The sequence below is a fragment of the Lentzea sp. NPDC042327 genome (assembly GCF_040647275.1).
Classification (GTDB): domain Bacteria; phylum Actinomycetota; class Actinomycetes; order Mycobacteriales; family Pseudonocardiaceae; genus Lentzea.
Map to the genome: position 1 here is coordinate 521,356 of NZ_JBEZBX010000004.1, position 19,706 is coordinate 541,061.

At 72.5% G+C, this 19,706-nt stretch carries 17 protein-coding genes; 3 read left to right on the top strand and 14 right to left on the bottom strand.

The window, feature by feature from the left end:
- Positions 1-37 precede the first annotated feature (37 nt).
- Positions 38-1,441, bottom strand: coding sequence for an RICIN domain-containing protein (locus AB0A63_RS13170; RefSeq protein WP_360389533.1), 1,404 nt, complete (start codon positions 1,439-1,441; stop codon positions 38-40).
- A 343-nt stretch (positions 1,442-1,784) separates the two neighbouring features.
- Between AB0A63_RS13170 and AB0A63_RS13175 the strand changes: the two genes are divergently transcribed.
- Both AB0A63_RS13175 and AB0A63_RS13180 read left to right on the top strand, forming a co-directional pair.
- Entirely contained in the window at positions 1,785-2,159 is a 375-nt protein-coding gene (locus AB0A63_RS13175; protein WP_360389536.1) for a hypothetical protein, read from the top strand.
- A 5-nt stretch (positions 2,160-2,164) separates the two neighbouring features.
- Positions 2,165-2,641 (top strand): roadblock/LC7 domain-containing protein, encoded by a 477-nt coding sequence (locus AB0A63_RS13180; protein ID WP_360389862.1) that lies wholly within the window; start codon positions 2,165-2,167, stop codon positions 2,639-2,641.
- 95 nt (positions 2,642-2,736) lie between these two features.
- On the opposite strand, the gene AB0A63_RS13185 is transcribed toward AB0A63_RS13180, so the two are convergent.
- The 10 genes from AB0A63_RS13185 to AB0A63_RS13230 form a co-directional block, all read right to left on the bottom strand.
- Positions 2,737-3,054: a LuxR C-terminal-related transcriptional regulator gene (locus AB0A63_RS13185; RefSeq protein WP_360389539.1), complete on the bottom strand. Its 318-nt coding sequence runs from the start codon at positions 3,052-3,054 to the stop codon at positions 2,737-2,739.
- Positions 3,051-4,439: a nucleotide pyrophosphatase/phosphodiesterase family protein gene (locus AB0A63_RS13190; protein WP_360389542.1), complete on the bottom strand. Its 1,389-nt coding sequence runs from the start codon at positions 4,437-4,439 to the stop codon at positions 3,051-3,053. The genes AB0A63_RS13185 and AB0A63_RS13190 overlap by 4 nt, the downstream gene beginning before the upstream one ends.
- The gene (gene eboE / locus AB0A63_RS13195; protein WP_360389545.1) at positions 4,436-5,518 is read right to left on the bottom strand and encodes a metabolite traffic protein EboE; all 1,083 of its coding nucleotides are present in this window, start codon (positions 5,516-5,518) and stop codon (positions 4,436-4,438) included. Before eboE ends, AB0A63_RS13190 begins: the two co-directional genes overlap by 4 nt.
- Entirely contained in the window at positions 5,515-6,369 is an 855-nt protein-coding gene (locus AB0A63_RS13200) for a TatD family hydrolase (RefSeq protein WP_360389865.1), read from the bottom strand. The genes eboE and AB0A63_RS13200 overlap by 4 nt, the downstream gene beginning before the upstream one ends.
- Positions 6,369-7,697 (bottom strand): EboA domain-containing protein, encoded by a 1,329-nt coding sequence (locus AB0A63_RS13205; protein WP_360389548.1) that lies wholly within the window; start codon positions 7,695-7,697, stop codon positions 6,369-6,371. Before AB0A63_RS13205 ends, AB0A63_RS13200 begins: the two co-directional genes overlap by 1 nt.
- Entirely contained in the window at positions 7,694-8,473 is a 780-nt protein-coding gene (locus AB0A63_RS13210) for an SCO3242 family prenyltransferase (protein WP_360389551.1), read from the bottom strand. The genes AB0A63_RS13205 and AB0A63_RS13210 overlap by 4 nt, the downstream gene beginning before the upstream one ends.
- 7 nt (positions 8,474-8,480) lie before the next feature.
- Entirely contained in the window at positions 8,481-9,674 is a 1,194-nt protein-coding gene (locus AB0A63_RS13215) for a substrate-binding domain-containing protein (RefSeq protein ID WP_360389554.1), read from the bottom strand.
- Between the two features lie 70 nt (positions 9,675-9,744).
- On the bottom strand, positions 9,745-10,731 hold the full coding sequence (locus AB0A63_RS13220; RefSeq protein ID WP_360389557.1) for an ABC transporter permease: 987 nt from the start codon (positions 10,729-10,731) through the stop codon (positions 9,745-9,747).
- On the bottom strand, positions 10,728-11,729 hold the full coding sequence (locus AB0A63_RS13225; protein WP_360389560.1) for an ABC transporter permease: 1,002 nt from the start codon (positions 11,727-11,729) through the stop codon (positions 10,728-10,730). The genes AB0A63_RS13220 and AB0A63_RS13225 overlap by 4 nt, the downstream gene beginning before the upstream one ends.
- Positions 11,726-13,210: a sugar ABC transporter ATP-binding protein gene (locus AB0A63_RS13230; protein ID WP_360389562.1), complete on the bottom strand. Its 1,485-nt coding sequence runs from the start codon at positions 13,208-13,210 to the stop codon at positions 11,726-11,728. The genes AB0A63_RS13225 and AB0A63_RS13230 overlap by 4 nt, the downstream gene beginning before the upstream one ends.
- A gap of 156 nt (positions 13,211-13,366) precedes the next feature.
- On the opposite strand from AB0A63_RS13230, the gene AB0A63_RS13235 reads away from it, so the two are divergent.
- Positions 13,367-14,542 carry an ROK family transcriptional regulator gene (locus AB0A63_RS13235; RefSeq protein WP_360389565.1) on the top strand — a complete coding sequence of 392 codons (1,176 nt, stop codon included), beginning with the start codon at positions 13,367-13,369 and terminating at the stop codon, positions 14,540-14,542.
- An 18-nt stretch (positions 14,543-14,560) separates the two neighbouring features.
- Here the strand turns inward: AB0A63_RS13235 and AB0A63_RS13240 are convergent, their stop codons facing one another.
- The 3 genes from AB0A63_RS13240 to AB0A63_RS13250 are packed head-to-tail and all read right to left on the bottom strand — an operon-like array spanning position 14,561 to position 19,676.
- On the bottom strand, positions 14,561-15,541 hold the full coding sequence (locus AB0A63_RS13240; RefSeq protein WP_360389568.1) for a polyprenyl synthetase family protein: 981 nt from the start codon (positions 15,539-15,541) through the stop codon (positions 14,561-14,563).
- On the bottom strand, positions 15,538-16,182 hold the full coding sequence (locus AB0A63_RS13245) for a hypothetical protein (RefSeq protein WP_360389571.1): 645 nt from the start codon (positions 16,180-16,182) through the stop codon (positions 15,538-15,540). The genes AB0A63_RS13240 and AB0A63_RS13245 overlap by 4 nt, the downstream gene beginning before the upstream one ends.
- Positions 16,183-16,238: 56 nt before the next feature.
- Positions 16,239-19,676, bottom strand: coding sequence for a ThuA domain-containing protein (locus AB0A63_RS13250; protein WP_360389574.1), 3,438 nt, complete (start codon positions 19,674-19,676; stop codon positions 16,239-16,241).
- Between the last annotated feature and the right edge of the window lie 30 nt (positions 19,677-19,706).

Here is a 19,706-nt window from a genome sequence, read left to right on the forward strand (position 1 = left end):
AAGGAATCGGCCCGAGGCGAATTCCGCGGTGACCGGCTCAGCCCGCCGGGAGGATCCGCCACTGCTGGTTCGTGCTGTTGCTGTCGGCCCACTGGCCGAGGTTCGCCGCCGTCGCCGTGCGTCCCATGCCGTCGAGGTAGAGCCCCGTGGCGCGGTTGCGGATGCGGACGTCGTTGCCCCTGGCCTTGCCGGTCACCACGGCCCACTGCTGGCTCGTGGCGGTGCTGCTCGCGCGCTGGCCGGTGTCGGAACCGTTGCCGGTGCGGCCGGCGCCGTCGAGGTACAGGCCGGTCACGGTGTTGCGGAAGCGCACGAACGAACCGGTGTTCTCGACCACCCAGCGCTGGCTGGCGCTGGTGCCGCCGGTGCCCTGACCGGCCGCGGCGTCGGTGCTGCGGCCGAGGCCGTCGACGTACCAACCGGTCGCGACGTTGCGGATCTCGACGGTGGTGGAGCCGTTGTCGCCGAGGCCCCAGGAGTGCCGCAGCTGCTGGAGGCCGGACGGGTTCGTCAGCGTCAGCGCGGTGTTCTGGCCGGTGCCGCTGCGGGTGGTCATGCTGTACCAGTCGCCGTCGCGCAGACCGGGCCAGTAGACGCTGCCCATGCCGAGGCTGCGCAGCTTCGCGGCGACACCGCGGACGTAGTCGGCCATGTAGGAACCGCTGGGGACGCTGTAGTCAACCGCGTCGAAGTACACGCCGTTCTTGGTGCCGGGGCCCATCGCGCCGCCCCACTCGGTGGCGATGGTGCGGCTCGCGTAGGCGCCGATGTAGCTGCCGATGTGGTCGGCCCACTCGGTCTCGCTCTCGAAGCCGGCGAAGAACGAGTAGTCGTGCACGGCGAGCAGGGTGCCGTTGAGCCGGCTGTCGCCGCCGACCGCGGGGACGTTCTGGGCGAGGCCGGCGCCGTCGAGGACGACCCGGCCGCGCGGGACGGACGAGTACCTGTTCAGCCAGTCGTTGTACATGTTGTTGAGGTCGCCCGTGCTGTACCCGTGCGGTTCGTTGATGACCTCGAAGTAGGCGTTGGGGTGCGAGCCGTACTTGGCGACCACCCGGTCCCACATCTGCTGGAACGCCGCCTGGTTCTGCGGCCGGCCACCGGTGTGCGCCCAGTACGCGAGGATCACGTTGCCCTTGGTGAGCGCCGTGTCGATCGCACCGGTGTAGGTGCCCCAGTAGGTCGACACCGTCGGCTCGTTCACCGGCAACCGCACGGTGTTCGCGCCGGTGACGGCGTAGAGCCCGCCGACGACGCGGTCGGCGACGGTGGCGGCCGAGGAGTAGGTGTCCGAGGCGCTGAGCCCCGAGGGGTAGAGCACGCCGTTCACGAAGTTGTCGCGCTGGTCGGCCCAGTTGACGCCCCGGAACCCGGCGGTGGACGCCTGCGCGGCGGTCGTGCCCGCGGTCAGCAGCCCGGCCACGAGGAGGACGGAGGTCAACAGGCGTAATGTGGTAAGCGCTTTCCAAGGTCTCATCGGCCCATGAGAGCAGCGGTTTCGGACGAGCGTCAAGACGGCGGCCGGGGGATGACAGAACACCGCCACACCCCGTTCGGCAGCTAAAGTCCACACAGGACGTTTAGCACCGCTCCCGCAGAACGTTTGGGTTCAGACGACGATCTGGGCCGTCCTGGGCGCGGTCCTCATAGGAGCACGGACCGTCCACACGTTGCTCCAAACGGCCATGGCCCGGCGACCCGGTGCGACGTAAGGTGATCCACCACGCGGCCCACGGGAGATGTCGCCGCGTGTGACCGTTCGCGCACGAGGGGAAATCGCCGGGATGAACATCGATACCGCGCTGAAAGAAGCCATGACCATCACCGGCGCGGTGGGGGCCGCGCTCGTCGACTACGACAGCGGGATGTCGCTGGGGTCGATCGGCGGTGGCGACTGGCTCGACCTGGAGGTGGCGGCGGCCGGGAACACCGAGGTCGTGCGGTCCAAGCAGCGGGTCATCTCGGCGCTCAAGCTGAACGACGAGATCGAGGACATCCTGATCACCCTGCAGCGCCAGTACCACCTGATCCGGCTGCTCTCCCCGGGCAAGCGGGGCTCGTCGATGCTCTTCCTGTACCTCGTGCTGGACCGGGAGCGGGCCAACCTGGCCCTCGCCAGGCACAGCCTGAGGGCCATCGAAGCCGACCTGACGGTGTGAACGAGATGTTCATCCACCCGTCGTCGTCCCCGGAAGCCCTGCCGACGCGCCGGCGCGGGGCGACGACACCGAGCCACGGCCCGGTCACCACTCCCCTGCCGGGCACCGACGCGAAGGTCATGACCGAGGCGCTGGCGGAGGTCCACGGGTCGATCGACTCGATCGCGATCAACGGTGTGCTGGTCGCCACCAGGGACGGCCTGGTGCTGTGCGCCGTCACCCGCGGCGTCCAGGACGACGGCGTGGCGGCGATGGCCGCGGCGGCGGCGGGTCTCGCGAACCAGTTCACCGCGCAGGCCGGTGTCGGCAGCCCGCGGGCGGTGTTCTTCGAGGGCGACTCCGGTCAGGCCGGTGTGTTCGGTGTCGACGCCGACACGTTGCTGGTCGTGCTCGGCACGCGTGACACGACGATGGGCATGTTCAACGTGGTGGCGAAGCAGGCGCTGTCGTTGTTGCAGGAGGCGGTGGCCAACCGCCGCTGACCCCCTCGCTCCGCACCTCTCCGGCATCTGCGTGGCGAGCAGGAGGGAGGCCCGCCTGCCGCTGCCGCGTCCCACAGCGGCCGGCGGGCCCGTTCTCACTCGCCCACGGCCTGCCGCGGCGGGGACACCACGAGCCACTCCAGCTCCGCGGCGAGCACGCCGAGCTGGAACCGGGACTGCACGCCGAGCAACGACTGCAGCCGCGCGATCCGCCGGTGCAGGGTGCGCAGGCTGACGTCGAGCTCGCGGGCGATCGCCCGGTCGGTGGCGCCGGTGCCCATGAGCCGCAGCAGGCGGCGGGTGGCGGCCGTGGGTTCCTTGCCGACGGCCACGGTGTGGTCCTGGCGCACCGCGGGGACCGCCGTCAGGTGGCTTTCCCGCCGGGTGGGGCGTGACGTGAGCGGTCTGGTCATCGGCTGAACTCCTCTGCGGGCATGCCCTGCAGCGCTAGCAACAGGTTCCGTACTTCGGTCGCGGCGACGCGCCCGGTGCGCTCGACCGACGGCGGCACCGCCGGGTCCGAGCAGAGCAGCACCGGGCCGTCGGCCGCGCGGTCGGGCGATCTGCCGTGCGTGCCGCGCACGCACGACGGGTCCAGCGGCACGACGTTCATCGCGTACCGCAGGCCGAGCTTCTTGCGGGCCAGGTTGAGCCCCGCCTTGGCCTTCGCGAGCGGGTCGGCCGGGTCGAAGAAAAGTTCCGCCGGGTCGTAGCCGGGCTTGCGGTGGATGTCCACGCCACGGGCGAAGTCCGGCGCACGGTTGTCGTCGGTCCAGTAGTAGTAGGTGAACCACGCGTCCGGCTCGGCGACCGCGACCAGTTCGCCGGACCGTTCGTGGTCCAGTCCGACGGCCGCCTGCCCCTCGCGGTCGTACAGCACGTCGACGCCGGGCAGTTCGGCGAGCACGGCCCTGGTGCGCGGCACGTCGGCCGGGTCGGCGACGTACACGTGCGCGACCTGGTGGTCGGCCACCGCGAACGCCCGGGACGTCCACGGGTCCAGGTACTCCATCCCGGCCTGCGTGTGGACCTCCAGCAGACCGGCGGCGCGCAGTGCGCGGTTGACGTCCACCGGCCGGCGCGCGTCCGTGATGCCGTACTCCGACAACGCGACCACGGTGGCGTCCGCGACATCGGCCAGCAACGGCGCCAGCGCGCGGTCCACGTCCGCCGCCGCCTTCACCGCCTGCGGGGACGACGGGCCGAACCGCTGGAGGTCGTAGTCCAGGTGCGGCACGTAGACCAGCAGCAGGTCGGGCCGCTGCTCGGTGAACACCTTCCTGGCAGCGCCGATGATCCACTCGCTGGACGCCAGCGCCGCCGTGGGACCCCAGTACTGGAACAGCGGGAACTCCCCCAGTGCACCCACCAGCTCGTCGTGCAGGCCGGGTGGGCGGACGTAGCAGTCCGGCGACTTGCGGCCGTCCGCGTGGTAGATCGGCCGGGGCGTGACGGTGATGTCGGTGGACGCGCCCATCGCGTACCACCAGCAGATGTTGGCGGCGGTGTAACCGGGGTGGGCGCGGCGGGCGGTCTCCCACAGCTTCTCGCCGCCGACGAGCCGGTTGTGCTGGCGCCACAGGTGGACCTCGCCGAGGTCGCGGAAGTACCAGCCGTTGCCGACGATCCCGTGCCGTGCCGGGGTGAGGCCGGTGAGCAGCGTGGCCTGTGCGCTGCACGTCACGGCCGGCAGCACCGTGCCCAGCTCCGCCTGCCAGCCCAGCCGCGCGAGGTTCGGCATGTGGGCCAGCAGCGCCGGGGTCATGCCGACGACGTTCAGCACCACCAGTGGTTTCACGCCGCCACCCCCGCCGCCAGGTGCTGGTGCGCCCACCGCAGCTCCGCCGCGATGCCGTCGGCCAGGTCGCCCGCCCCCGGCAGCACCGTCCAGGTGTAGGTCTCGACCTCGACGTGGGTACCGGGGTCCACCGCGGCGACCGCGGCCACGAGCACGTCGGTGGTGGACGTGAGCGGTGCGGGTGGCACGGCGTGCAGCGGCACGTGGAAGTGCACCCGCCACGGGTGCTCGGCGGGCAGGGTGTGGAACGCCTCCGGCAGGTCGTCCGCGGCCAGCACGCCGCCCGGCGCGTTCTCCCGGACCTGGTGCAGGTACCGGGGTTCGCCGTAGGCCGCGACCGCCAGCCTGCCCTCCTCGGTGCCGGGTTCCGCGACTTCGAGCGCCGCCGACGCCTGCACCTTGACGATCGACAGCCCCGCCCGCCGGATCGACTCGACCGCCGCCACCGGGTCGGCGAACGACACCGCGAGGTGGCAGGTGTCCAGGCACAGCCCGACGAGCTCGGGGTCGGCCCGGCCGGCGAGCCAGCCGACCGCGTCGGCGACGGTGTCGAGCACGCAGCCCGGTTCCGGTTCGACGGCGAGCTTGACCGGCCGGCCGGGCAGCTCGCGCAGGAACCGGGTGAGCTCGGCGAGCGCGGCCGTCGCGGCGCCGTCGTCCATCAACGTCCACGGCTCCCGCCACGCCAGCGGCAGGGTGGAGATGCTGCCGTACGCGGCGGAGTCGGGCAGCAGGTCGGCCAGTACGGTCGCGCAGTCCTTCGTGTACTCGAGCCGCCGCGGGTCGGTCCACGTCGGGAAGTACACCTTGTGCTTGACGACCTCCTCGTGGAAGTCGCCGTACGGGAACGCGTTCAGCGTCGACACCGTCAGGCCGCGCGCCGCCAGCTCCGCCCCGAACGCCCGCCGCGCGGACACGTCCTCGGCGAGGCCGTGGGCGACCGGTGCGGGCAGCCACAGCCCCAGCGGGAGCGTGTCCGCGCCCAGCGCCTCCCGCACGCGCACGGCGTGCCGGTCGAGCTGGGCGAGGACGCCGGGCAGGTCGGGTGCCGGATGGACGTTGGTGCAGTAGGCGATCACCGCTCACCCCGCAGCACCGAGCTGCCGGTGGCCGCGTCGACCGCACCCGCCGCCACCGGGTCGAGCACGAGCCGGCCGCTCTGGCCGTAGAACTCGACCGGGTTGTGCCACAACACCTTCTCGACGTCCTCGGCGGAGAACCCGGCGTCCAGCATGGCCTGCCCGGTCTTGTACGTCTTCAACGGGTCGGAGCGGCCCCAGTCGGCGGCGGAGTTGACCAGCATCCGGTCCGTGCCGTGCTCGGTGAGCAGCGCGACCGTCCGCTTCTCGTCCATCTTGGTGTCCGGGTAGACGGAGAACCCCATCCAGCAGCCCGCGTCCGCGACCATCCGCACGGTGGTCTCGTTGAGGTGGTCGACCAGCACCCGTTCCGGTGCCAGCCCGGACTCGCGGACGACGTCAAGCGTGCGCCGGGTACCGGCCTGCTTGTCGCGGTGCGGGGTGTGCACGAGGACCGGGAGGTCGTGCCGCTGCGCCAGTTCCAGCTGGCGGGCGAACGCGTCGTCCTCCTCGGGCGTCATCGAGTCGTAGCCGACCTCGCCGACCGCGACCACGCCGTCCTTGGCGAGGTAGCGCGGCAGCACGTCGAGCACCTCGGCGCAGCGCGGGTCGTTGGCCTCCTTGGGGTTCAGCGCGAGCGCGCAGTGGTGGGCGATGCCGAACTGGGCGGCGCGGAAGCGCTCCCACCCGAGCAGGGCGTCGAAGTAGTCGACGAACGACCCGACGCTCGTGCGCGGCTGCCCGAGCCAGAACGCGGGCTCGACGAGCGCCTCCACCCCGGCGTCGCGCATGGCCTCGTAGTCGTCGGTCGTGCGGGACGTCATGTGGATGTGCGGGTCGAAGATGCGCATCACGAAGCCTTTCCGAGCAGGGCGAGGGCGTCGGCGGGCACGGGACGGCCGGCGGCACGGCGTTCCTCCGCGAACGCGGCCACCATGCGCAGCAGCTCCGGGTCCGAGTGCCGGTCCAGGCCGTCGACCGCGGTCAGCGGGATGCCCATGAACAGGCACTTGAGCACGCCGTGGCGCCACGCGTGCCGGCCCAGGTGCCGGGTGGCGAACGGGCCGAGCGCCGCCGCCACGAGGCCGGTCTCGTTGCTGCGCAACGCGTCCTCGACCAGCGCGACACCGGCGGCGGGAGCCCGGTCGCCCAGCTCGGCGAGGCCGCGCAGGACGCCGCGCCGTTCCGCGGAGGTGCCGTACCGGTAGAGCCGGGTGAGGCCGTCGACCGGGTCGCCGGTCGCGTCGGCGAACGCGGTGAGCAGCCGGACCCTGGCGGCGTCCTCACCCGTTCCGACCGCTCTGCCCACGGCCGGGAACAGGGTGTCGATCGCGTTCGGGTCGGTCCGCACCGCCCGTTCGGCGTCGGCCAGCCACCGGGCCGCGCGCAACGCCCGCAGCGCCCGTGCCGCCACGTCCGGTGCCGCGTGGCTGTGCCGGGGCAGCTCGACCGCGGCGACACCGGTGTAGCCGATGTCGGTCAGCGCGGCGAGGGTGGCGGGCAGGTCCAGGTGCCCGTCACCGAACTCCAGGTGCTCGTGCACGCCCGGCAGCATGTCGTCGAGCTGCACGTTGACCAGCAGCTCACCGGCCTGCCGGATGCACGCGGCCGCGTCCTGCGGCTCGACGGCGACGCAGTGCCCGACGTCGAGGGTGATCCGCAGCTGTTCGGGGTCGCCGAGCTCGGTGCGCAGCCGCAGCGCCTGCTCCAGCCACTGCACGACCATGCCCGGTTCAGGTTCGAGTCCGATGGGGACGGACGGGCCGTTCTCCAGCACGGCGGCCACCCCCGAGCGCAGGTGGTCCCAGTCGTCCGGCGAGCCGACGCCCGACCAGAACGACACGCAGTCCGCGCCGAGGTCGGCCGCGATCCGCTTGGCGCGCACCAGGAAGTCGACCCGGCGGTCCTGGTCGGAGCTGACCAGGGTCGGGTGGTGCTTGCGACGCGGGTCGAGCAGGTACCGCGCGCCGGTCTCCACCACGGCCCGCAGGCCCAGCTCGTGCAGGCGGGCGGCGAGCCGGTCGGTCTGCCGGGCGACGTCGTCGGCGAACGGGTCGAGGTGGTGGTGGTCGAGGGTCAGCGCCACGGCGGTGTAGCCGAGGTCGGCGATCACGGCGAGCGCGTCGCCGAGGCGGTGGTTGCTGAAACCGTTGGTGCCGTAGCCCAGGTGGAACGTCATGTCGGGCTCACCTTCCTGCTCAGCGCCTGCGCCAGCGGCAGCACGACCGGCAGTGCGGCACCGTGCTCGGCGAGCGCGGACTGCAGCAGCACCATGCCGTGGATGCCTTCCTTCGTGGCGGTGCGGACGTTCCGCGCGTTCGGGTCCTGGACCACGTTCCACTGCGCGCGCCCGACCGTGACCGCGTAGCCCAGCGCCCCCGCGATCCCGGAGATGCGCCGGGACGACACGGCCGTGGCGACGGCGGTGAGGACCGTGCCCGCCAGCACCGCCTTCGCCGTGGCGGGCGACGTGCCGTGCACCTCGCCACGCGACAACGCCGTGACGCCCAGGGTGTGCGCGGCCATCAGGCCCGCGGGCAGCACGGCCCGGCCGCCCAGCAGGACGTCCAGCGCACGGCACGCGGCCATCGCGAACGGCCCGGCGGGCGTGGCCTTCAACGCGGTGTCGTAGGCCCACACGGCGGCGGCGAGCGGCAGTGCGTTGCGCCCGGCGGCCGCAGCGAGCCCGACGCCGAGCGCGGTCAGGCCCGCCGCCGTCGCCAGCGCCGCGTCCGGTGCGACCCGGCCGGACGGGATCGGGCGCTCCGGCCGTTCGGCCGCGTCCAGGTCCCGGTCGGCCCAGTCGTTGAGCGCCATGCCCGCCCAGTACAGCGACACCGATGCCAGCGGCAGCAGCAGTCCCCTGCCGCGCAACGGTTTTCGCGCGCCGACCAGGGTGTCCCCCAGCACGGTGAGCGCGGCCGGTGCGCGCACCAGCTCCACGTACGCCTTCATCACCGGGTCACTTCCACGGCGCGGGGTAGCCGGGCATCTGCTCGCAGCCGCACATCGCGTAGTGCAGCGGCGGCATGTCCTGCTTGATGAAGTCCTTCAGCGTGTCCTGGGTGACCTTGGGCTGCGGCAGCACCCACTCGCGCGGCACCTGCTTGCCGCCGAGCACGCGCAGCGCTGCGATCACCGGCGTGCGCCACTGGTAGGTCGGGTAGGTGGGGGCGACTGCGGTCATCTTCTCGTCGGCCCAGATGCGCAGGAAGTCCTGCTGGTCCTCGCCCACGAACGGCGGGATGGCCACCCCGGCGTCCTGGAACGCCTCGACCGCGGCCACTGCGGTGGCACCGGCGTCCATCCAGACGCCGTCGATCTTGCCCTCGCGCTGGATGTACTCGTTGACGATGCTCTTGGTCTTGGCGGCGTCGCCGTCGGTGAACTCGACGCCCACGACCTTCACCTGGCTGCCCGCGAACACCTCGTCGGCCGCGGCCCAGCGCTGCTCCAGCACGTCGACACCGGGCAGGATGCGCAGGGCGAGGACCTTGCCTCCGGGCGCCACCTTCTCCTTGAGGAACTCGGCGCCGTCGGCACCGAAGGCGAACCCGCCGATCGGGTGGATGAACGTGACCGGGCAGCTCGTCTTCACACCGCGGTCGAACACGATCACCGGGACGCCGGTCGCGCACGCGGCCTCGACCGCCGGAGTGAGCGTGGCGGTGGTGTTGGGCGAGACGACCAGCGCGCTGCACCCCTGGGAGGCGAGCGACTGGATGTCGCTGATCTGCTTGTCGTCCTTGGCCTCGGCGTCCAGGACGGTGAACTTGGTGATCTCCGGGTGCAGCTTCACCTCCTGCTGCATGGTCTTGAACCCGACCTGCCGCCACGGGTTGTCCACCGAGGCGTTGGAGAAGCAGAGGTGGTAGCCGCCACCGGGCTTGGCGTACTTGGCCGTGTCGGTCAGCTCCGGATCGAGCGCCTGCTCCCAGGGCCCCGCCGTGCCGTCCTGGCCGTCGAGCCCGGTCGCCTTCGCGGTGCGGAACCGCAGCTGGCGCGCGAGCTCCGCCTGGTCGTAGAACTCCGACTTCGCGGTGGCCTTCGCCGGTCCGGAGGTGCCGTCGGCGCCCGAGGTGGCGGGCAGGTCGCTGGAGCACCCGGCCACCACCAGCGCGCCGGCCAGGGCCACGACGGACCAATTCCTGTGCATGTGCTTGCTCCTCGGCTTCTTCGGCGGGGGCTCAGGCGGTGTGGTCAGGAGAGGTGGTGCGGCGGTGCGGTCACGTGCTGTCCACAGTGGTCTTGCGGTGCGGCAGCAGGTGGCGCAGCGCGGTGCCGCGGGCGGCGTAGGCCACGGCGGCGATGATGATCACGCCCTGCACGGCGGACTCCAGCGCACCGGAGACGCCGAGCAGGTTCAGCAGGGAGAAGAGCGCTTCGAGCGTCACGGCACCGGCGGCGGCGGCGACCACCGAACCCCGGCCGCCGCCGAGCAGGACCCCGCCGAGCACCACCGCGGTGATGGCGCGGAACTCCAGGCCCTGGCCGACCTGGGCGGAGACCCCGGCGAACCCGGCGAGCAGGATCGCGGCGACCGTGGCGAGCAGCGCCGACAGCACGAACGCGAGCAGCCGCAACCGGTCCACCCGGCCACCGGCGAGGTGGACGGCCTTCTCGTTGTCGCCCACCGCGACCAGCAGGCGTCCGGTCGGGCCGCGCATGAACCACACCGCCGCGCCGACCACGACCAGCAGGACCACCACCGACCACGGCACCTGCCCGAGCAGCGGCACGTCCGCACCGCCCCGGCCGGCCACGCGGAACGACGGCGACAGCGCACCGCGCGGTGCGCCACCGGTCCACAGGAACACCGCGCCGTCGAGGACCAGCAGCATCCCCAGCGTCACGATGAACGACGGCACCAGCAGCTTCGTCGTGACCAGCCCGTTGACCAGGCCGACCAGCAGCCCGAAGCCGAGCAGCAGCGCGACGACCCACGCGGTGTCGGCGTCGTCGCCGTCCACCAGCCGGGCCGCGATCACCACCTCGGCGGTCACCAGCGAGCCGACCGAGAGGTCGAACCCGCCGGACACGACCACGAAGTACTGCCCCACCGCGAGCACCACGAGCGGCGCCGCCCGCTTGAGCAGCGCGAGGTAGCCGCTGGGTTCGGAGTAGGCGGGACCGGCGAACGCCAGTGCCACCAGCAGGACCACGAGCACGACCAGCACGGGTGCCGTGCCGTCGGCGAGCCGCAGCCGGGTCACGACGACCTCCCCGTGTGCCGGCGGCGCGCGTACAGCGCCACCGCCACGACGAGCACGACACCGCGGACGACGTCCTTGAAGAACGAGTTCACGCCGAGGTCGTCGAAGATCGTGTCCAGGGTGGCCAGGATCAGCACCCCGCCGATGGTCCCGGCCACTCCGCCGCGACCACCCGCCAGCGCCGTACCGCCCAGCACGACCGCCGCGATGGACTCCAGGTCGTACCCGGCGTCGGTGCCGACGTACGGTGCGCCGGACCCCAGCCGCGAGGCCAGGAACACCCCGGCGAGCCCCGCCATGACGGCGCACACGACGTGCGCGGTGACGATCGTCCGCCCGGTGCGCACCCCGGACAGCCGCGCCACGTCGACGTCGCCGCCGACGGCGTACATGTGGTAGCCGGTGCGGGTGCGGCGCAGGTACCACCACGCCGCCGCGGCGAGCGCCAGCATCAGCAGCGCGGACACCGGCACCGGGCCGATGCGGTCGTAGCCGAGGTGCTGGAACGCGCGCGGCACGCTGCCGGCCGGTCCGGTGTAGCTGTGCTCCAGGTAGCCGCGCAGGACGAGCGCGACGCCCAGCGTGGCGATGAACGCGTTGGCCTTCAGCACGGTGATCACCAGGCCGTTGACCAGCCCCACGACCGCGGCGACGGCCAGCGCCGCCAGCACGCCCGGCACGACCATGGCGGTGCTGCCCGCCATGGTCTCGGCGGCGATCAGCGAGCACAGCCCGGCGAGGTAGGCCACGGACAGGTCGAGCGAGCCGGTGACGATCACCAGCGTCTGCCCGATCGCGACGAGGCCGAGCACCGTGCTGCGGGTCAGGATGTTGAGGACGCCGCCGTGGTCGAGGAGCACGCCGCCGTCGAGCGCCACCAGCACGCTGCCGACGACGAGCAACGCCGCCAGTGCCAGGTAGACGACCACGACCGGGGTGAACGCGACCGCGCGGTGCCGCGCGGGCAGCCGGCCGGCCGCCACGCCCACGGCGCTCACGCGGGTTCTCCGACCAGGTGTCCGGTGGCCAGGCCCATCACGGTCTCCTCGTCGGCACCGGCGGGCAGCTCGCCCGCGAGGGTGCCCTCGCGCAGCACGAGGACCCGGTCGCTCAGCCCGATCAGCTCCGGCAGCTCGGAGGAGACCAGCAGGATCGCGAGGCCGTCGGCCGCCAGGTCGCGCAGCAGCCGGTACAGCGCCTGCTTGGCGCCGACGTCGACACCGCGGGTCGGTTCGTCCACGAGCAGCACGCGCGGCCGCACGGCGAGCCACCTGGCCAGCACGACCTTCTGCTGGTTGCCGCCGGAGAGATAGCGCACCTCCTGGTGCGGGCCGCGTGCGACGACGGCGACCGAGGCCAGCAGCTCCCGCAGGTCGGTCTCGCGGCGGGCGCGCGCACCGCGCGAGGTCGCCCGGCGGACGAGCAGGGTGTTGTCGCGCACCGACTGCCGCAACGCGAGCCCTTCGCCCTTGCGGTCCTCGGTGACGTACCCGATGCCCTTGCGCACCGCCGTGCGCGGACCGGTGACGCGGGCCGGGGTCCCGTCGAGCTCCAGCGTCCCGGTGGTGAACGGCTCGACGCCCCAGATCGCCCGCAGGAGCGCGGACCGGCCGGAGCCCTGCAGCCCTGCGACGCCGACGACCTCGCCCGACCGCACCTCGAACGTCAGGTCCCGCACCCGGTCGTTCCCCGCGCCGCGCAGCGCCAGCCGCACCTCGCCGGGCGCGGTGGCGCGCTCGGGGTAGAGCGTGTCGAGTGGACGGCCGACCATGTGCCGCACGACCTGTTCGGTGGTCAGCTCGGCGGTGGGCGCGGAGGTGACGAACGCGCCGTCCTTGAGCACCGTGATGCGGGTGCTGAGGTCGAACACCTCGCGCATCCGGTGCGACACGTAGAGGATCGCGATGCCGCGGTCGCGCAGCCTGCGCACCAGCCGGTACAGCAGCTCGACCTCGCCGTCGGCGAGCGCGGCGGTCGGCTCGTCCATCGCGAGGACGGTCGCGTCGGCCGACAGCGCCTTGACGATCTCCACGACCTGCTTGCGCGCCACGGAGAGCCGCGCCACCTCGGTGCCGGGGTCGATCCCGTCCTCGCCGAGCGAGCCGAGCAGCCGCCGGGTCTCCGCCTCCATCGCCCGCCGGTCGACCTGGCCGCGGCGCACGGGTTCGCGGCCCAGGAAGACGTTCTCGGCCACCGTGCGGTGCTCCAGCAGCGTGAGCTCCTGGTGGATGATCGCGATGCCCGCCGCCTGCGCGTCCCGCGGCGCGGCGAACGAGACCTCCTCGCCGCGCACGACGACCCGGCCCGTGTCCGGCCGGTGCACGCCCGCCAGCACCTTGAGCAGGGTGGACTTGCCCGCGCCGTTCTCGCCCACCAGCGCGTGGACCTCGCCGCCCCGCAGTGCGAGGTCGACGCCGCGCAGCACCGGCACGCCCAGGAAGGCCTTGCCGATCCCCTCCAACCGGACGACGTCCGTCACGCCGCCACCCCCGGTGTTACGCGGGTCACAGTCATGAGGCGAACGTAGAGTGGACTATTGGCGACTGTCAATCAAAAGTTGGCGCTTCTCTGCCAAAGGACACATGTCTTCGGGATGAATATCGCCATTACTCGGTCTATTTGGTTCACTGATCCGGTGCCGGACGTACCTTGGGCCCCCGCAGCATCGCCTGGACAGCTGCTGCGGCTGCTGCTCGACGGAGTGCCACGCACCCGCGCCGAGCTGGCCACCCAGACGGGCCTGACCCGCGCCGCGGTCCGGACCCGGCTCGACGCCCTGCAGGGAGCGGGGTTCCTCACCGACCGCGTGATCACGGTGGCGACCGGCGGCCGTCCGGCCGGGCGGTTCGCGTTCAACGCGGGCGCGCGCACGGTGCTGGCCGCCGACGTCGGTGCCAGCCACGCCACGATCGCCGTCACCGACCTCGTGGGCGGGCTGCTGGCCTCCCGGCGCCTCGCCCTGGACGTCGCGACCGGCCCAGAGCGCGTCCTGGCGGCGCTGGCCGGGACGTGGCGGGAGATGGTGCGCGACGCGGGGCTGTCCGCGGTGTCGCTGGCCGGTGTCGGCATCGGCCTGCCCGGCCCGGTCGAGCACTCGTCCGGCCGCCCGAACCACCCGCCGATCATGCCGGCCTGGAACGGCTTCGACGTGCCCGGCCACCTGCGCGCCGAGTTCGGCGTGCCGGTGCTGGTGGACAACGAGGTCAACCTGATGGCGCTGGGCGAGCACGCGCACTCGTTCCCCGGCACCGACCACATGATCGTCGTGAAGGTCGCGACCGGCATCGGCTCCGGCTTCATCAGCAACGGCGTCCTGCACCGCGGCGCGGCCGGCGCGGCGGGGGACCTCGGCCACATCCGGGTGCCCGACGGCGACGGCGCCGACTGCGGCTGCGGCAACTCCGGCTGCCTGGAGGCCGTCGCGAGCGGCTCCGCGGTCGCGGCCCGGCTGCGCTCCAGGGGCGTCGAGGCGCACACGAGCGCCGACGTGGTCGCGCTGGTCCGCGCGGGCAACGTCGAGGCGGGCCAGGCGATCCGGCAGGCCGGCCGCACCATCGGCGAGGTGCTCGCCGCGTGCGTCAGCATGGTCAACCCCTCGCTCATCGTGGTCGGCGGAGACCTCGCCGCGGCCGGTGAGATGCTGCTGGCCGGGGTGCGGGAGGCGGTCTACCGGCGCTCGCTGCCGCTGGCCACGGAGAACCTGCGGATCGTGCCGTCACGGGCCGGCGAGGTGGCCGGTGTGCTCGGGGCGGCGGCCATGGTCATCCACCACGTCCTGTCCCCCGCCGTCGTGGACCAGCAGCTGGGCTGACGCTTGCGGCGGGTGGCCTCACCGGTCCCTGGCCACGACGAGCCCCGCCAACGCGCGCAGCTCCGCCGCGCCGGCGGAGGTCGGGCAGGCCTGCCGCAGGCAGTCGAACGCGAGCCGCACCCGCCGGTCCGCCTCGGCCTCGGTCCAGGCCCGGCCACCCGCCTCGGCGACGAGGTGCGCGATCTCCTCGGGACCACTCGGCCGCACGGCGTTCTCGTAGCACCGCGCCAACCGCCGGGCCGCCGGGGTGTCCGTGGTCAGCGCCGCCACAACGGGCAGGGACCGGCGGCGTGCGCGGAGGTCGGCGTGGGCCGGTTTGCCGGTCTTGGCGGGGTCGCCCCAGATGCCGAGCAGGTCGTCGACGGCCTGGAACGCGACACCCAGGTGCACGCCGAACCCGCGGTAGTGCTCGGCCGTGGTCTCGTCGGCACCGGCCGCCACGGCACCGAGCCGGCAGGCGGCACCGAGCAACGCACCCGTCTTGCGTTCCGCCGTCGTGAGGCACTGATGCACGGACATCGGCTCCGCCGCGACGTCCACCGACTGCCCCTCGCACAGCTCGACCAGCACGTCGGCCAGCACCGGGGCCAGCGCGGGCGGCACCTGGCGCACCGCGAGCCCGATCAACGCGTCACCGGCGAGGATCGCGGCCGTGGTCCCGAATGCCATCCACGCCGACGGCCGGTGCCGCCGGGTCTCGTCGCCGTCCATCACGTCGTCGTGCAGCAGCGAGAAGTCGTGCAGCAGCTCGACCGCCGTGGCCACCGCGACCACCCCGGACGAGACCTCACCGCCGGCCGCACGAGCGCTCGCCAGTGCCAGCGCCGGACGCAGCGCCTTCCCCGTGGCCCGCGCGGGTCGGCCGTCCGCGTCCCACCACCCGATGTGGTAGCCGGCGACCCGTCGCAACGCGGGTCCCAGCCCGTCGACCGCCGCCCGCCGCACCGGCTCGACCGCCGCCCGTGCCTCGTCCAGCAGCCGCACCGGGTCAGCCGTCACCGCCCCTCCGGCGCACCGTCGACCGTGAGCCCGCCGGTGTCCCCGTCGCCGGACAGCTGCACGTGCACGTGCCCGCGCCCGGCCTCGATGTTGAGGACGTCGAGCTGCACCGCCGCCACCGACCACGTGCGGACCGCCAGCATCCGCTGCTCCTGCGCCAGTGCCAGCAGCGCGGCCCGGTCCGCCTCGGCCCCGCCGAACGCCAGCTCGCAGGTCTTCACCGCTGCCGCCAGCTGCTGCACCGCCGTGCGCATGCCGGTGCGCGCGATGTTGATCCCGTTGCCCGCCGACGGCGACTGCTCGTACGTCGCGGCCACCTCCGCCACGACGTCCCGCCAGCCGTTCACCGCCTCCGCGGTGGGGGCCTGGGCCATCGCCGCGAGCACCGGGGCCAGCCGGTCGCGGGTCTGCCGGGCCTGGTCGGACAGCGGGCCGAGCTGGGCGGCGTCGCGGTCGGCCTCCTCGCGTTCGAGCTCCGCGATCCGCTGCTCGGTCGCGTCCGGGCCGGTCCACGACCCCACCAGGAACGCCACCGCCAGGCCGAGCAGGAACGCGGTCACGAGCCCCGCCCAGAACGGCCGTGCGGCGGGAACGGGCCGCGCGGCCGGTTTGACCGCACGGCTCCGCACGGTTTTGACCATCGAGTCCTCCTCCGGGAACAAGGGCGGCCGGCGGCGAGCCGCCGGCCGCCCTCCCGCTAGCGGAAGGTCCACCTCTGGTTGGTCCCGCCGTGACAGGTCCAGATGATCAGCTGGGTCCCGTCCGCCGAGCCGGCCCCGTTGGCGTCCAGGCACTTCGAGCCGTTGCGGATCGTGCCGTCGGACTGCGCGGTCCAGTTCTGGCCCGACCCGCCGTTGCACGACCACAGCCGCACAGCGGTGCCGTCGGTCTGGCTGTTGCCGGTGACCTCCAGGCACTTGTCCAGCGCGCGCAACGTGGTGCCGTTCTGCGTCCACTTCTGGTTGGCGCCGCCGTTGCACGTCCACAGCTGCACCTTGGCACCGTCGGTCGAGCTGGCGCCGTTCACGTCGACGCACTTGCCGGAGGCGCCGACGATCTCCTTCGCGCCACCGCCACCGCCGCCCGTCCCGACACCCGGCCCGACATAGGTGATCGAGTCGAGGTCGAAGCTGGTCGACGAGGACGTGCGGAACACCGCGAACAGCTCAACGGAACCGGACGGCGCGGTCACGTTCACCGCGGGCAGGTTCACGTAGTTGTCCCAGCCGCCGGTGCTCGACACCGCCGCCGACGCGACCAGGGAACCCGTCGGGGAACCCGACCGCAGCTCGATGGTCCCGCCACCGCCGGAGGGCGCGGACACCCGGAACGACACCTGGTTGATGCCGGTGAAGTTGACCGGTTTGAACGAGATCCAGTCGCCGTTGCCGATGTCACCGATCCGCGCACCGGACTCGGCACCGGACTGCGACACCACCCGCACACCGGACGAGCCGGTGAAGAACTCGGCCTGCTTCTGCTTGGGCTGCAACACGACCTGGGCGCCACCGGTCAGCGCCGGCACCCCGCTCGCGCCGCCGTCGGTGTACTCGGCGGACCCGATGACGTGCACGTTGAGGCCCTGGTGCCCGGAGTCGATGCCCGTCTGCAGCGTTCCCGTGCAGCCGGTCGCCGGTGAGCCGATCGGGTGCTTGTGCGTGTCGTGGCCCATGTTCGACTGCACGGTCACCCTGGAGCAGTCGATCGTGCCGTCCTCCGCGTCGGTCACCGACACGGTGTACGGGACGGTGTCACCGAAGTTGACCATGCCGCCGTCGGCGGGGCCGGTGAAGCGCACGACCGGTTCGGTGTTGCCCGCCGTCACGGTCACGTTCGCGGTGCCCGTCTTGCCCTTCGCGTTGGTCACGGTGAGCTGGGCGGTGAACCGGCCGCGGCCGGTGTAGGTGTGCGTCGGGTTCGCCTCGGTGGAGGTGCTGCCGTCGCCGAACACCCAGCGGTAGGTCAGCGCGGAACCACCGGGGTCGGCCGATCCGGCGCTGGAGAAGCGCACCGTCAGCGGCGAGCCGCCCGACAGCGGGGTGCCGGAGGCCTGGGCGACCGGGCTCTGCTCACCGGAGGCGGTGTAGTCGATGCGCCACAGACCCGCGCCCGGCAGCGGTTTGTTGTCGTCCCAGCCGGTGCCCCAGGTCAGCAGGTACATCGACCCGTCCGGCCCGAACTTCGCGTCCATCGGCGAGGCGAAGGACATGTTCGACAGGAAGTTGTTGATTTTCAACAGGTTTCCGGACGAGTCGAGCCGGAACTCCCACATCCGGTTGCGCGACCACTCGCCGAAGAACGGCGTCTGGTCGAAGTAGGCCGGGAACTTCGTGGTGGACGGGTTGTTCGCGTTGTACTGGTAGGCGGGGAACGCCATCGGCGCCTCGCCGCCGGTGCCCATCTCCGGCCACACGTTGCCGTTGGCCCCGTTGCCGTACCACATGTCCGCGGCACGGGCGGCGGGCAGCGTGGTGAGACCGGTGTTGTTGGGCGAGTTGTTCACCGGTGCGGCGCAGTTGAACTTCGCGCCGGAGGTGTTGTTGGCGAAGTTCCAGTCGTTGTAGGCGATGTTGTTCGCCACGCAGTACGGCCAGCCGTAGTTGCCGGGCGACTTGATGACGTTCCACTCCACCAGGCCTGCCGGTCCGCGGTTGGGGTTGTCCGAGCCCGCGTCCGGGCCGTAGTCGGCCGCGTAGACCACGCCCGTGGTGGGGTGCACGCTGAAGCGGAACGCGTTGCGGAAGCCCATCGCGTAGATCTCGGGCCGGGTCTTGGCCGTGCCGGGCGCGAACATGTTGCCCGCCGGGACGGTGTAGGTGCCGTCGGCCTCCGGGTGGATGCGCAGGATCTTGCCGCGCAGGTCGTTGGTGTTGGCCGCGGTGCCCTGCGCGTCGTAGAGCGAACGGCCGGAGCGCTCGTCGATCGGCGCGTAGCCGGCCGAGTCGCCGTTGGGGTTCGTGTCGTCGCCGACGCTGATGTAGAGGTTGCCGTTCGGCCCGAACGCGAGCTGGCCGCCGGTGTGGCCCGGTTCCTCCCGCCGCGACGCGGGCAGGGTGAGCAGGACCTTCTCGGTCGAGGTGTCGAGCCGGTCGCCGTTCATCGTGAACCGGGAGATGCGCGCGATCTCCTGCGACCCGGTCGGCGAGTAGTTCAGGTACACCCACCGGTTCGTGGCGAACGCCGGGTCGAGCGCGAGGCCGACGAGACCGTCCTCCGAGGTCTGCCCGCCGCCGTAGACGCTGAGCGTGCCCGCGACGACCGTGGTCCTGGTGTCCGGCTTGTAGATCTTGAGGTTGCCGTTGTACTCGGTGAAGAACACCCGGCCGTCCGGTGCGACGTCGAGGGTGCTCGGCGCGATCGTGGAGCTGTCGAGCTGCACCTTCTGGAAGCTGCTCCACACCGTGGCCCCGCAGTCGGCGGAGACGACGCCGCCCGCGGACTCCACGCCGCCGGTGATGTGCTGGCGGAACAGGGGTTCGGAGTAGCTCGACGCCTGGTGGCCCATGCCGGTGGCCCACAGCCGGCCGCCCTCGTAGTTGCGGCACCAGGAGATCGGGTGGTCGACGCCCATCTTCGACGAGCCCGCGTCGTAGGTCGACTCGTCGGCGGTGACCAGGACGTGCACGTCACCGCGCGCGGAGCGGTTGAAGTTGTACCACTCCTCGGTGCGCGTCCAGCGGTCCGGCAGACCCGCGCCGGACGGGTGCTTGCGGTCGGCGACCTTCGCGGTGCCGGACACGACCGCCGAGTGCTGCGTCATCGTCATGCCGAGCATCTGGTCCCACCACGGGAACTGCGCCTCGATGTTCATGTCGGTGGCGTTGTGGATCGCGACCACACCACCGCCCCTGCGCATGTAGTTCTGCATCGCGGTGCGCTGCGCCGCGGTGTCCCACACCATGCCCGACGTTTGCAGCATGACGACGACGTTGAACGTGGCGAGCGTGGTGTCGTTGAAGACCGACGCGTCCTCGCTCTTGGTGAGCTCCCAGCCGCGTTCGGCGGCCAGCTGCTCGAACATCGTGATGCCCGCGGGGATGGAGTCGTGCCGGTAGGCGCCCGAGGCGGTCTTGGAGAACAGCAGGACGTGCAGGCCGTGCGCCTGGGCGGGGGTGACCGGAACGACGAGCCCCATCACCACCAGGACACCGGCCAGCACTGACAG

Excerpts from the sequence above, each read along its gene's own strand:
- AB0A63_RS13175 (WP_360389536.1), top strand. The coding sequence starts at position 1,785 with ATGAACATCGATACCGCGCTGAAAGAAGCCATGACCATCACCGGCGCG.
- AB0A63_RS13180 (WP_360389862.1), top strand. The coding sequence starts at position 2,165 with ATGTTCATCCACCCGTCGTCGTCCCCGGAAGCCCTGCCGACGCGCCGG.
- AB0A63_RS13185 (WP_360389539.1), bottom strand. The coding sequence starts at position 3,054 with ATGACCAGACCGCTCACGTCACGCCCCACCCGGCGGGAAAGCCACCTG.
- AB0A63_RS13200 (WP_360389865.1), bottom strand. The coding sequence starts at position 6,369 with ATGCGCATCTTCGACCCGCACATCCACATGACGTCCCGCACGACCGAC.
- AB0A63_RS13205 (WP_360389548.1), bottom strand. The coding sequence starts at position 7,697 with ATGACGTTCCACCTGGGCTACGGCACCAACGGTTTCAGCAACCACCGC.
- AB0A63_RS13210 (WP_360389551.1), bottom strand. The coding sequence starts at position 8,473 with ATGAAGGCGTACGTGGAGCTGGTGCGCGCACCGGCCGCGCTCACCGTG.
- AB0A63_RS13215 (WP_360389554.1), bottom strand. The coding sequence starts at position 9,674 with ATGCACAGGAATTGGTCCGTCGTGGCCCTGGCCGGCGCGCTGGTGGTG.
- AB0A63_RS13245 (WP_360389571.1), bottom strand. The coding sequence starts at position 16,182 with ATGGTCAAAACCGTGCGGAGCCGTGCGGTCAAACCGGCCGCGCGGCCC.
- AB0A63_RS13250 (WP_360389574.1), bottom strand. The coding sequence starts at position 19,676 with ATGGGGCTCGTCGTTCCGGTCACCCCCGCCCAGGCGCACGGCCTGCAC.